Here is a 12,629-nt window from a genome sequence, read left to right on the forward strand (position 1 = left end):
ATGCACCCCCTTCCCCGACCCGTCCTGTTCGGCGCGGCCTACTACCACGAGTACCAGCCCTCTCCCCGGCTGGAGACCGACCTCGACCTCATGGTCGAGGCAGGGTTCTCGGTCATCCGGGTCGGTGAGTCCACCTGGAGCACCTGGGAGCCTGAGGACGGCGTGCTCGACCTCGAGTGGCTTGCCCCGGTGGTCGACGGCGCGCACGAGCGGGGCATCCACGTGGTGCTCGGCACCCCGACCTACGCCGTCCCGCCGTGGTTGGCCCGCAGGTACCCCGAGATCGCGGGGGAGCGGGCCACCGGGGCGCGCATCGGCTGGGGCGCACGCCAGGAGGTCGACCTCACCCACGCTGCCTTCCGGTTCCACGCCGAGCGGATCATCCGGGCCGTCGTGGGCCGCTACGTGGACCATCCCGCGGTGATCGGCGTCCAGGTCGACAACGAGCCCGGGCTGCACCTGCTGCACAACCACGGCGTGTTCGAGCAGTTCGTGGACGACCTGCGGCACACCTACGGCGACGTCGGGACGCTCAACGAGGCGTGGGGGCTCACCTACTGGTCGCACCGGCTGTCCACCTGGGCCGACCTGTGGACCCCGGACGGCAACGCCCAGCCCCAGTACGACCTGGCCTGGCGGCGCTTCCAGGCACGGCTGACCACCGAGTTCATCGACTGGCAGGCGCGGATCGTCCGGGAGATCGCCCCACCCGAGGTGTTCGTGACCACCTGCCTGTCGTACACCCGGCCGGCTCTGGACGACCGTGCGCTCACCGCGACCCTGGACGTCACCGCGGGCAACCCGTACTACGCGATGCAGGACTCGCTGGGACTGCCCGACACCACCGTCGCACCCCAGGGCTGGACGACCTCGGGGACCTGGAGCATCTTCCACAGCGCCGACCGGATGTTCTCCTCGCGCCAGGAGCCCTTCCTGGTCACCGAGACCAACGCCGGAGCCATCGGCGGGCCGGCGATGAACTACCCGGCCTACGACGGCCAGTGGCGTCAGGTGGCCTGGGCGATGATCGCCCGGGGCGCGCAGATGATCGAGTACTGGAACTGGCACACGCTGCACTACGGCACCGAGACGTACTGGGTCGGCGTGCTCCCGCACGACCAGGTGCCGGGCAGGGTCTACGAGCAGCTCGCGGCCCTCGGTGCGGAGATCACCGGGGCCGGTGACCTCGTGGCGGGGCTCGTCCCCGACGCCGGGGTGGGCCTGCTCTACTCGCACGCCTCGAAGTGGGGGCTCGCCGCGCAGCCGGCGTTGACCCGCGGTTCCGAGCCCGACCAGGGCTCCTACGAGCGCATCGTCGAGGCCTTCTACCGGGGGGCCTTCGACGCCCGCGTCCCGGTCCGGATCGTGCACGACACCCAGCTCGTGGACGACGGCTCCCACGTCACGATCCTGGGCGAGGAGCCCGGGTCGGACGGCGGCACGACCGGCGACGCGTCCGACCTGATGGACCCGGTCGAGGTCGCCCGCACCCTGCCCGTGCTGCTGGTCCCGGCGCTGTACGTCGCCTCGGACCACCTGCTCGACTGGTTGGGGCGCTACGCCGAGGCCGGGGGTCACCTGGTGCTCGGCCCGCGCTCGGCCTACGCCGACACCGAGGCCCGTGCGCGGCTCGAGGTCAAGCCCGCCCGTCTGGCGGAGGCAGCCGGGGTCACCTACCAGGAGTTCACCAACCTCGACGAGCCGGTCGTGGTGCACGCCTCCGGGGCGGACCTGGGGTCCGGTGGCCACGCCACCGGCTGGGCCGACGGCCTCGTCGTGGCCGGGGCGGAGGTCCTCGCCCGCTACGAGCACCCGCACCTGGGCACCTGGCCCGCCGTGGTCACGGCCTCCCACGGCGCGGGCAGGGTGACGACGGTGGGCACCGTGCCCGACCCCGAGCTGTCCCGCTCCCTGGTCTCCTGGCTCGTGCCGGTCGACCAGGACGCCTGGCGCGCGGCCGCGGTCGAGCCGGGCTCGGTCACGGTGTCCTCGGCGACGTCGGCGCAGGGTCGCCGGGTCCGCGTGGTGCACAACTGGTCCTGGGACCCCGCGACGGTCGTGGTCCCCTGCACCGTCCGGGACGCCCTGTCCGCGGACGTCGTCGTCGAGGGTGGCCACGAGGTCACCCTGGGCCCGTGGGACGTGCGCGTCCTGGTCGAGGAGTGAGCGCGATGGTGCAGCAACGCTGGATCCGGTGGCCCGAGGGTGCGCGTCGTGGCACCGCGTCCGCGGGACAGAACGGGCCGTTGGGCTTCGGAGGGGACTACAACCCCGAGCAGTGGCCACCCGAGGTGTGGGAGCAGGACGTCCGTCTGATGCAGGAGGCGGGGGTCAACCTGGTCACCGTCGGGGTCTTCTCCTGGGCGCGGATCCAGCCCGACCCGGACACCTGGGACTTCGAGTGGCTCGACCAGGTGCTCGACCTGCTGCACGCGCACGACATCGCGGCGGATCTCGCGACCGCCACCGCCTCACCACCGGCCTGGCTGACCACCGCGCACCCCGAGATGCTCCCGGTGGACCGGTCGGGGACGGTGCTGAGCCAGGGCGGGCGGCAGGCGTGGTCCCCGAGCTCGACGGTCTACCGCGAGCACTCGTTGCACCTGGTCGAGAGGATGGCCGACCGCTACGGCAACCATCCCGCGCTGGCGATGTGGCACGTGTCCAACGAGCTCGGGTGCCACAACGGGCGGTGCTACAGCGAGCTGAGCGCTCGCGGCTTCCGGCGCTGGCTCCAGGGGCGCTACGGCGACCTCGACACGCTCAACCGGGCGTGGGCCACGGACTTCTGGAGCCAGCGGTACGGCGCCTGGGACCAGATCGAGCCACCACGGGTCGCGCCGTCCTTCTCCAACCCGACCCAGCAGCTGGACTTCGCGCGGTTCTCCAGCGACGCGCTGCGCGACCAGCTGCGGGCCGAGGCGGCGGTGCTGCGCCGGGTGACCCCTGAGGTGCCGGTGACCACGAACTTCATGGTCATGAGCCACTTCCGTGACGTCGACTACGCGACGTGGACCGGCGACCTCGACCTGGTCTCGAACGACCACTACATGATGGCGCACGACCCGTCCGCGCATGTCGAGCTGGCCTTCTGCGCCGACCAGACCCGAGGCCTGGCCGGTGGGCAGCCGTGGATGCTGATGGAGTCCTCGACCAGCGCGGTCAGCTGGCAGCCGGTCAACGCCGCGAAGCCGGTGGACCAGATGAGACGGAACAGCCTGACCCAGGTGGCTCGTGGTGCGGACGCGGTGTGCTTCTTCCAGTGGCGCGCCTCGGCGGCAGGCGCCGAGAAGTACCACTCGGCGATGCTCCCTCACGCCGGCACCGACAGCGAGCTCTGGCGTGGGGTGGTCGGGCTGGGCGCGGACCTGCGGCGCCTGGCCGAGGTGAGCGGGTCGACCGTGCGGAACCGGGTCGCGATGGTCGTGGACCAGGAGAACGAGTGGGCTGCCGAGCTCGACGCCCACCCGAGCGCGCTGCTGTCGGCACGCGGGACGGCGCAGGCCTGGTACCGCAGCCTGTGGGACGCGGGGGTGGGGGTCGACGTCGTGCCGCGCGGCACGGAGCTGGCGGGATACCGCGTGGTGCTGGCGCCGATGCTGCACCTGGTCCGTGACGCCGACGCCGCGGCCCTCGCCGCGTTCACGCGGGCCGGGGGCCACCTGGTCGTGACCTACTTCTCGGGGATCGCCGACGAGGACGACCACGTGCGCCTGGGTGGGTATCCCGGTGCGTTCCGCGATCTCCTGGGTGTGCGGGTCGAGGAGTTCCGACCGTTGCTGCCCGGGCAGGAGGTCAGGCTCGAGGGGGCTGGCCTGGGTGCCTGGACCGGGAGCCTGTGGTCAGAGCCCGTGGTGGCGAACGGTGCGACGGTGCTCGCGACCTACTCCGACGGGCCGAGCGCGGGTTTCGCGGCGATCACCCGGTGCGAGCAGGGCGGGGGGAGCGCGTGGTACGTCAGCACCGAGCTCGACGCGGGCGGGCGGGCCGCCGTCCTGGACACCGTGCTCACGGCGTCGGGCGTCAGCGCGGCCGTCACGGCGACTGCCGGGACCGAGGTCACGGTGCGGCAGGGCGAGGGCGTCGAGTACGTCTTCGCGATCAACCACACCGGGGCGCAGGGCACGGTCGAGGCGGCCGGCACCGACCTGCTGACCGGTCGGGCGCACCCGGGTCCGGTCAGCGTCCCCGCAGGCGGGGTGGTCGTGCTGCGTCGGTGAGGTGGACCGTCAGTCGCCGGACTGGGGCGCGGGGACCGTGGTCAGCAGGCCACGGATCTCGGCCTCGACGAAGCGGCGGTGGCCGCCGAGAGTACGCACGGCGGTGATCTTGCCGGCGTTGGCCCAGCGGGTGACGGTCTTGGGGTCCACGCGGAAGAGCGTGGCGACCTCGCCCGGGGTGAGCAGGGTGGAGACGGTGGTGCTGGCCATGAGAGGTGTCCTGTCGTTCGGTGGCTGGGCTGCCCCTGAGGGGCCCCTGGCTTTGCGTCCCCACCTTCCGGCGGGTTTGCCCTTGTCGCTGACGGTGCTGCGGTTGAGGCGGTGATCCCTGCATACCGGTCTCTTGCCTCAGATCTGTCATCGTCGACAAAGCGGACATCCTTGAGGACCTGCCAGTGTGATCTGCGTCACACTGGGCCGGTGTGTGGGCTCGGCGTCACGCGCCCCGGGGAGGGGCCGGGACCGCGGCGAGCAGCTCGCGGATCTCGGTCTCGACGAAGCGGCGGTGGCCGCCCAGGGTGCGCACGGCCGTGATCTTGCCGGCGTTGGCCCAGCGGGTGACCGTCTTGGGATCCACGCGGAACAGCGTGGCGACCTCGCCCGGCGTGAGGAGGGTCGAGGTCAACGGTGTGTGTGTCGGTCGCATGGCGCGACTCCTGTCTGTCGGTAGCTGGGCTGCCCCGCGGGGCCCCTTGGCTTTGCGTCCCCGCCTCTCAGCGGGTTTGCCCTTGTCGTGACGTCACGAGGACAACACCAACATAACGGCGTCTTTGCCTCAGATCCACCTATCGGCGACAAACCCGACATGCTTGAGGAGCGCGCGGTGTGATGTGAGTCACATCGAGTGGTGACCGTCGGGCGTCCGGGAGCGGTCGGTCCCGCGGGCGGTGGCCCGGTGGCGGCCGGCCCGCACCGGAGGCAGAGTCGGGACTGCGCGCACCGGTGCACCCCCGAGCCCGGTGCCGGGTCGCCGCGGAGGGAAGCCGATGCCCGAGCCAGGCAGCATCTCCGACGACGTCCAGTCCGTCAGGCAGAGCCGACCCGTCGAGGTCGTCGCACGGGCCGGGTACGTGACGGTCGGCATCCTGCACCTCCTCATCGCCTGGATCGCCCTGCAGATCGCGTTCGGGGACGGCAGCGGTGAGAGCGAGGACGCCGACCAGAGCGGTGCCCTGCGGGAGATCGCCGCCCAGCCCGCGGGCGGGGTGATGCTCTGGGCCGCTGCTGTCGCCCTGACGATGCTCGGGCTGTGGCAGCTCGCCGAGGCGCTCTTCGGTGGTCAGGCGGGGTCCCGACGCGCGCAGCTCGTGGCGAAGGGTCGTGCCGCAGGCAAGGGCGTGGTCCACCTGACCCTCGCCGTGACCACCGCGGGCATCGTGCTCGGCCAGGGGCAGGACTCGGGTGACGAGCAGGCCGAGGAGGGAGCGGGCATCCTCACCGGCTCGGTCCCCGGCCGGGTCCTGCTCTTCGCGATCGGGTTGGGCATCATCGGGTTCGCGCTCTACCAGGTCTTCATCGGAATCACGCAACGGTTCCAACGGGTGCTGCGCGACGACATGCACGACGCCCTCGAGCCGGTCGTCAAGAAGACGGGGACCGTCGGCTACGTCGCCCGTGGGCTCGCGCTGGTCATCGTGGGGCTGCTGACCTGCGTCGCAGCGGTCGCCGACGACGAGGACGAGGCCGGTGGTATGGACGGGGCACTCACCACGTTGGCCCAGCAGCCGTACGGGCCGTGGCTGCTCGCGGTCGTGGCGGTCGGCTTCGCGGCCTTCGGTCTCTTCTCGTTCGGCCGGGCCCGGTACGGCACGATCTGACGTCCGACCACGCGACCCTCAGCCCGGTGTCTCCCACTCGCGTGGGCCGATCTGGGGCCGGCTCCGCTCGTAGCCGTCACTCAGCAGGGGCGAGGAGATGAGGAAGTCGGCCGTCGCGACGTTGCAGGCCATCGGGACGTTCCACACGGTGCCGATGCGCAGCAGCGCCCGTACGTCCGGGTCGTGCGGCTGGGCCTCGAGGGGGTCCCAGAAGAAGATCAGCATGTCGATGGCCTGCTCGGCGATCCGGGCGCCGATCTGCTGGTCACCGCCCACCGGGCCGGACAGGAACCGGTGCACCGGCAGGCCCAGCTCGTACTCGAGCATCGTGCCCGTGGTCCCGGTCGCGTAGAGGACGTGACCGGACAGGGTGCCGCGGTTGTGGTCGGCCCAGCGGAGCAGCTCGACCTTCATGTTGTCGTGCGCGACGAGGGCGATGTGCTGGGGGGATCCGGTGGTGCTGCTCATGAGGACGACGGTGCCAGATCAGCGCGTGCACCGACAGCCTCGGCGCCCATGGATCCGGCTCAGCCTGCCACCCAGGCTCGGCCTGACACCCAGGCTCGGCTCACAGGCCCGGCTCGCGGGTCACCGCGCGGGCGGTGGCGAGCGCGTCGGAGACAGCCTTGACGTAGACCGCGGAGACGTCCTCGAGCCGTAGTCCCGAGCCCACCACCCCGGTGACGTCACGACGCTCGTGCGCGCGGACCGCGGCGAGCACCGAGCCGAGCGCCCCGCTCTGGTGCACGACGGCCTCGGCGACGGCAGGGGAGACCCCGACCTTCTCGATGATGGCCTCGGCCGGGACGTTGAGCTGACCGGCCAGGGCCGAGAGCATGCCGACCGTGTAGCCGGCCTGGTCGTCGGCCAGGGACTCGCAGGTCAGGGCCCGGGCCAGGATGAACCACAGGCTGTCCATCGCGTCGGGGCGGGCGTCGAGCAGCAGGGAGGCCACCAGGAGGTTGATCTGCTGCGGGCCCAGCAGCACCACGGCGCGGTGCACGGTGTCGACCTCGTGCAGGAGGGCGTAGGCGCCGCTGTTGACCAGGTGCAGCACGCGCAGGGTGAGTACCGGGTCGGTGTCCACCACCTGCGCGAGGGCCGGCATGTCGACCTCGGGCTGGGCCAGCAGGTGCATGATCGCCAGGCACTGGAGCTCCCCGGCGCGGAGCACCCGTGGCCCACCGGCGTCGGGGGCGACCGAGCTCGCGCCGTCCTCGCCGAAGTCTCCACGCAGGGCGTCGACCCCGGCGGCCTGGCACTCGTTGCGCGCAGCCTGGTCCCGGACGTCGCGGGCGATGACGCGCACGCCCGAGCGGTGCACGTGGTGCACCACGGCGGGCAGCGGCAGGCCCGCGTGCGGGGTGACCACCACGAAGTTCACGTGCGGGAGCAGGGCCTCGTCGGCCGCCGAGCCCTGGTAGCCCGTGAGGGCGAGCTGGGCGCCCAGGGCCCGCAGCGCCGCGGCGCAGTGGGCGGCGTCGGGGCGGCGTGAGAAGTCCACGGGCAGGTCCAGCACGAGCCGACCCGGGACGACCGGCTGGGGGATGAAGCCGTCGAGCATCGCCGGGGTCGCCGGCAGGAAGACGTAGCGGTCGGCGACCAGGTTAGGCAGGTCCAGGGCCATGTAGGCGTCGTGCAGCACCTTGTCGGACACCGGCCGTGGTGCGGTCCGCCGGCGCTGCGTGTCCTGCTGGTCGGGCACCACGGTGGGCTCGACGCCCACGGTGACGGCGTAGCCGACGACGCGTCCGTCCAGCGCGACCACGGGCTCGCGGTGCACGGTGGTGCGCGAGGGTGCCGGATCAGCCACGGCCGGTGCGACGGCGGTCGCCGACGCTGCCGGTGGCGGGACGACGGCGACGTCGGGTACGGGATTCAGCACGGTCACTCCTCGGTCAGGCGGGCACCCTCTGGTGCACTGATCGACCGGCGCGGACCCGAGTTGACGACTCCCGATCAGGAAGTTGAGCCACCGGCCGTGAGGGGCGCTCGCAGCGGCCACTCGTCGCTCTCGAGCACGACCTGCAGGGCGCGTCCGGTGCCGGGGTGGAGCACCACGGGGGCCAGCAGGTTCGCTGTGGGCGGCGCGTCGTCCTGCGCGGGACGCACCACGACGAGCAGGACGGCCTCGTCGGCGGTCAGGTCCAGGGCGGCCAGGGCGGTGGGGTCGATGTCGGGGGAGTACTGCGGGAAGTACGGCTGCGGCGCGATGACGAACAGACGCACGTCAGGCTGCTCGGTGCTGCGCAGCGCGAAGAGCAGCCCGGCCTCGTCCAGGGCCGTGAGGGTGAAGGAGCGCAGCCCCATCATCCCCAGCGGGGGCTCGACGAAGTCCAGGACGGCCGTCACCGGGCGGGTGGGAAGCGCGGTCGATGCCGGTGTGGTGTCGGTGGTGCGGACGGCGACCATGGCGCTCATCGCAGGAAGTCCATCAGGGTGGGCTGGAGCACCCGGGCGGTGGCGCCGAGCGCCCCCTGGTACGCGACTTCCTGCATCTGGAGCTCCACGATGATCTCGGCGAGGTCGATGTCCTCGATGGCGGACAGCTGGGACTTGACGTCCATGAGCGTCTTCTGGATCGAGGACTGGGCGGTGGTGATCTGGCCGTAGCGCGAGCCGACGCCGCCGAGCTCGCCGAGGATGGCGCGCTGGTGGGTGTCGAGCTCGGCCAGGCGCGGCCCGACCTCGACACCGTTGCGCAGGTCGGCCGCGATCCCGTCCAGGAGGGCGAAGACCGAGGCCGCACCCTCGCCGAATATCTTGCTGCCGTCAGCGTCGGCCCGGACGGTGATGTCCGGGGCGATGCGCCGCTCGACGGTGCCGGAGGATCCGTTGAAGTCGTAGGTGCCCGAGGCGAAGGCGGTCGCCGCGCTCGAGGTGCCAGCGAAGACCGACCGCCCCAGGTAGGAGGTGTTGGCCTGGCTGAGCATCGCGTCGCGGATGCCCTCGATCTCGATCGCGATCGCCTCGCGGCCGGTCTGGTTCAACGCACCCGAGTTGGCACCTTGGACGGTGAGGTCGCGTGCGCGGCGCAGCGAGGCCAGCGAGGTGTTGAGGGTCGAGTCGATGGTCGCGAGCCACGCGGCGCCGTCGTCGGCGTTGCGAGCGAACTGCTCGGTGGCGCGCTGGCTCGCCCTCAGCTGCAGGGCCTGTGCGGTGCCGCCCGGGTCGTCCGAGGGCTTGGTGATGACCTTGCCGCCCGACATCTTGTTCTGCAGGTCGGACATCTTGCCGAGGTTCATCTGCAGGTTCGCCAGGCTGGTGCGCTGCACCGTCTGGTGGGTCACGCGGTTGATCATGGCTTATCTCCCGACCACGCCGGTGCGATTGATGAGGACGTCGAGCATCTGGTCGATCGTGGTGAGCACGCGTGCCGCGCCCTCGTAGGCCCGCTGGTAGGCCAGCATGCTCACCATCTCCTCATCCAGATCGACGCTCGACTGGGAGAGTTGAAGGTTCTGGGCCGTCGCGCGTGAGACCTCGCTGACGTCGGCCCGCTGGCCGGCCGCTCGGGTCTGCACCCCGAGGTCGACGACGAAGCTGCGCCAGGCCTCGTCCGGGCCGCCGGTGACGGTGGAGAGCTGGGAGATCTTGTCGGCGATCGAGCCGTCGTAGTCGCCTTCGCCGACGGCGCCGGCGCCGATGTGGTCGGGGTCGGTGATCGCCACCGAGAGGCTGATCGCCTCGGGCTCGCCCACCACGAGGGCGAAGAACTGACGGCCGGCCGCGCCGTCCAAGCCGTGGCCGGTCATGTGGACCGGATTGACGGTCTCGTGCAGCGCCTTCGCGATGCCGTTCCACGACTTCGCGGCCTTGTCGAGCATGCCGTCGGGAGCCAAGTTGGCGACGTGGCTCGCGAGCTTGCCGCCCTCGAGGGTGAGCGACGTCGGGGGCGTACCCGTCCAGGCGAGCCTGACCTGCTGAGCGGTGTCAGCGGTCGCGGCGCTCATGGTGAACGCCCCGGCGGCCTCGATCGCGTTCGCCTTGACCCCACGGACCAGGGCGTTGCCCGCGACCATGACGTCCATGGTGCCGTCCGCGCGCTCACGCCCGGTGGCGCCGACCAGGGCCGAGAGCTTGGTGACGAGCTCGTTGCGCTGGTCGATCAGCTCGTTGGCCGAGCCGCCCGAGACGGTGATCCCACGGATGCTCTCGTTGAGCCGTGCGACGGCCGAGGCGGTGGTGTTGACCTCGGTGACGAGGGTCTCGGTCTCGGTGCGCAGCTGGTTCCACTGCGTCTCGACCGCGCGGTAGCCGCTGGCGATCTGGTCGACGAGGGCGTTGGCGTCGCCGAGCAGCACGTTGCGGGCCGCGGCGTCGTCGGTCTTGTTGCCGACGTCCTGCCACCCGGTCCAGAACCGCTGGAGCTGGGAGGCCAGGCCCGTCGAGGTGGGCTCGCTGATGGTCGACTCGAGCCGGCTGAACGCGGTGGCGCGTGCGGCCTGGAAGCTGGCGTTGGAGGTCTCGGCGCGCACCCGGGCGTCGAGGAACACGTCGCCCATGCGGGTCAGGCTGGTCACGTTGACGCCGTTGCCGGCCATGGTCCGCGAGGAGTGCATGGACGGGGCGGAGAGCGCCTGCACAGCGGTCAGGTTGGCCCGCTGGCGGGTGTACCCCGCGGTGTTGACGTTGCTGATGTTCTGGCCGGAGACCTCGAGGGCCTGGCGTTGGGCGACCAGCGAGGACAGGGCGGTCGACAGACCGGAGAAGCTGCTCACGGGGTCCTCACAGTGACTGGTCGAGCAGCTGCACGCTGCCGGTGGCTGAGGTCGCGCTGCCCCGGGGGTCGTAGGTCTGGACGTTCTCCTGGAGGCTCATCAGGGTCTCCTGGGTGGCCCGGTGGGAGGTCGCGAGCAGGTCGCGGTTGCCCTCGGCCAGGTCGTTGATCTGGTCGGTGAGGGAGACGAAGGCCTCGTGGTGCGCGAGCAGCAGGTCGTCCCAGGGTGCGGGCGCCTCCTGGGCGAGCACCATGAGGCTGCTGCCCTCGGGCACGCCGACCTCGCGGGCTGCGTCGTCGGCCTCCATGGCACGGCCGAGCTCGGCGGTGCGGATCTGGTCCAGCACGCTCTCGACCTCCCGGGTCGCGTGGCCGAGCCACTGCGTGCGACCGCTCGTGAGGAGGAGCTGCTCCTCCTCCAGCTTGAACAGCAGGAGCTCGAGGAGCTGGCGTTCACGCCACAGCACCCCCGAGAGCTCGTTCAGACCCATCTCCACTACCCCTCGGTCCGTGCGGCGCAGGGTTCTCGCACCAGTCATGTGTCGCTCATCGGCCTGTGCCCGGCCATTGTGACGGTTTTGGCTAGGGGAGTTCTTTGCCCGCCGCGGCGAGACGCACAGATGTGACGTGGATCACACTCCCAAAGGGCGGCAGTGGCCATTGTCCTGATTTGGCACGGGCCGAAACGGGCATCTGCATCGATGTCGTCCAGTGCCCAGGAACGCCCCTTCGGGAGCCCCGGCGTCTTCACCCGCACCGCCCCCTCAAGTGCGCTAGCAGGCCCACCGAAACCCCGTTCGTGACCGCAACAGAGCACCCCACCAACGCGATGGTCGTCGAGCACATGGCGCTCGTCGGCTACCACGTCAACGCGATGCTGGCCCGCGTCCCCTCGTACGTCTCACGCAGCGACCTCGCCTCGGCCGGTGCGCTCGCCCTGGTGCGGGCGGCCCGTGCGTACGACGAGACCACCGGGGTGCCCTTCGGCCGCTACGCGACCCTGCGCATCCGGGGCGCGCTGGTCGACGAGCTGCGCGGCATGGACTGGGTCTCCCGCGGTGCCCGGCAGCGCGCCCGCCGGATGACCGCCGTCGCCGACCAGCTCACCGGCAGCCTGGGTCGCGCCCCGTCCCGCACCGAGCTGGCCGAGGCGATGGGCGTCCCGGTCGACGAGATCGACACCGCCCGCAGTGACGCCGATGTGCGCATCCTGAGCATCGAGGGCTTCGACGGCTCGATCGCCGAGACGGTCGTGGAGACCGGCGCCGGCCCCGAGGAGTCGCTCATCAACTCCGAGAAGCTGACCTACCTGCGTGCCGGTGTCGAGAGCCTGCCCGAGCGGCTGCGGCACGTGGTCGAGCAGCTCTTCTTCCACGACCGTCCCGTCGTCGAGCTCGCCGCCGAGCTCGGGGTGACCCAGTCGCGGATCAGCCAGCTGCGCACCGAGGCCCTCGCGCTGCTCAAGGACGGCATGAACGCCAACCTCGACCCCGAGCTCGTCACCACCACCCAGCGCCCCGAGGGCGTCGCCGAGCGTCGCCGGCAGGCGTACTTCGCCTCGGTCGCCGCACGAGCCGCCGCGGTCTCGCAGGCCTCGACCGCCGCGACGGTCCCCGCCCAGCGCGGCGGGGAGCACGACCTGCCGGTGTCCGCCGGACGGCCGCGCGAGCTCGACCTCGCGGTCGGCTGACGCACTCACCGCGCGCCCTCGTGCGCGCGGCACAGAGCAAGGCCTTGGTGGCTCACCCGGCAGGGTGGGCCACCGTCGTCGTTCCCGGCGAAAAAGAAGTTCTGAGAAAACCTCATCGTCGGCCCAGGGGGGCCGATCAGACAGGTGCTCGCCCATGGATGGGCGGCAGTTCCGACCCGAAT

Annotated in this window: 12 protein-coding genes and 2 riboswitches; of the genes, 4 read left to right on the forward strand and 8 right to left on the reverse strand. The window is 71.5% G+C overall.

The window, feature by feature from the left end; translation table 11 throughout:
- Entirely contained in the window at window positions 1-2,166 is a 2,166-nt protein-coding gene (locus tag M1R94_RS07460) for a beta-galactosidase (RefSeq protein ID WP_249381043.1), read from the forward strand.
- A 5-nt stretch (window positions 2,167-2,171) separates the two neighbouring features.
- Entirely contained in the window at window positions 2,172-4,220 is a 2,049-nt protein-coding gene (locus M1R94_RS07465) for a beta-galactosidase (RefSeq protein WP_249381044.1), read from the forward strand.
- A gap of 9 nt (window positions 4,221-4,229) precedes the next feature.
- On the opposite strand, the gene M1R94_RS07470 is transcribed toward M1R94_RS07465, so the two are convergent.
- Both M1R94_RS07470 and M1R94_RS07475 read right to left on the reverse strand, forming a co-directional pair.
- Window positions 4,230-4,430, reverse strand: a complete 201-nt coding sequence (locus M1R94_RS07470; protein ID WP_249381045.1) for a BldC family transcriptional regulator — start codon at window positions 4,428-4,430, stop codon at window positions 4,230-4,232.
- A gap of 16 nt (window positions 4,431-4,446) precedes the next feature.
- A riboswitch (cyclic di-GMP riboswitch) is annotated at window positions 4,447-4,521 on the reverse strand.
- Window positions 4,522-4,656: 135 nt separating this feature from the next.
- Complete coding sequence (locus tag M1R94_RS07475; RefSeq protein ID WP_249381046.1) at window positions 4,657-4,866, reverse strand: BldC family transcriptional regulator; 210 nt, start codon at window positions 4,864-4,866, stop codon at window positions 4,657-4,659.
- A gap of 16 nt (window positions 4,867-4,882) precedes the next feature.
- A riboswitch (cyclic di-GMP riboswitch) is annotated at window positions 4,883-4,957 on the reverse strand.
- A gap of 249 nt (window positions 4,958-5,206) precedes the next feature.
- On the opposite strand from M1R94_RS07475, the gene M1R94_RS07480 reads away from it, so the two are divergent.
- Complete coding sequence (locus M1R94_RS07480; protein WP_249381047.1) at window positions 5,207-6,037, forward strand: DUF1206 domain-containing protein; 831 nt, start codon at window positions 5,207-5,209, stop codon at window positions 6,035-6,037.
- 18 nt (window positions 6,038-6,055) lie between these two features.
- Here M1R94_RS07480 and M1R94_RS07485 read toward each other — a convergent pair whose 3' ends face one another.
- From M1R94_RS07485 to flgN, 6 genes are all read right to left on the reverse strand, one after another.
- Window positions 6,056-6,505, reverse strand: coding sequence for a methylglyoxal synthase (locus M1R94_RS07485; protein WP_249381048.1), 450 nt, complete (start codon window positions 6,503-6,505; stop codon window positions 6,056-6,058).
- Between the two features lie 100 nt (window positions 6,506-6,605).
- Window positions 6,606-7,922, reverse strand: coding sequence for an EAL and HDOD domain-containing protein (locus M1R94_RS07490; protein WP_249381049.1), 1,317 nt, complete (start codon window positions 7,920-7,922; stop codon window positions 6,606-6,608).
- Window positions 7,923-7,996: 74 nt separating this feature from the next.
- On the reverse strand, window positions 7,997-8,458 hold the full coding sequence (gene fliW / locus M1R94_RS07495) for a flagellar assembly protein FliW (RefSeq protein ID WP_249381050.1): 462 nt from the start codon (window positions 8,456-8,458) through the stop codon (window positions 7,997-7,999).
- Complete coding sequence (flgL, locus tag M1R94_RS07500) at window positions 8,455-9,327, reverse strand: flagellar hook-associated protein FlgL (RefSeq protein WP_308199885.1); 873 nt, start codon at window positions 9,325-9,327, stop codon at window positions 8,455-8,457. Before flgL ends, fliW begins: the two co-directional genes overlap by 4 nt.
- Window positions 9,328-9,342: 15 nt before the next feature.
- Window positions 9,343-10,758 (reverse strand): flagellar hook-associated protein FlgK, encoded by a 1,416-nt coding sequence (flgK, locus tag M1R94_RS07505; RefSeq protein ID WP_249381052.1) that lies wholly within the window; start codon window positions 10,756-10,758, stop codon window positions 9,343-9,345.
- 7 nt (window positions 10,759-10,765) lie between these two features.
- A complete protein-coding gene (gene flgN / locus M1R94_RS07510; protein ID WP_249381053.1) occupies window positions 10,766-11,296 on the reverse strand; it encodes a flagellar export chaperone FlgN in 531 nt (176 codons plus the stop codon).
- Window positions 11,297-11,556: 260 nt separating this feature from the next.
- On the opposite strand from flgN, the gene M1R94_RS07515 reads away from it, so the two are divergent.
- Window positions 11,557-12,447 (forward strand): sigma-70 family RNA polymerase sigma factor, encoded by an 891-nt coding sequence (locus tag M1R94_RS07515; protein WP_249381054.1) that lies wholly within the window; start codon window positions 11,557-11,559, stop codon window positions 12,445-12,447.
- Window positions 12,448-12,629 lie beyond the last annotated feature (182 nt).

Source organism: Actinotalea alkalitolerans, from assembly GCF_023369855.1.
Classification (GTDB): domain Bacteria; phylum Actinomycetota; class Actinomycetes; order Actinomycetales; family Cellulomonadaceae; genus Actinotalea.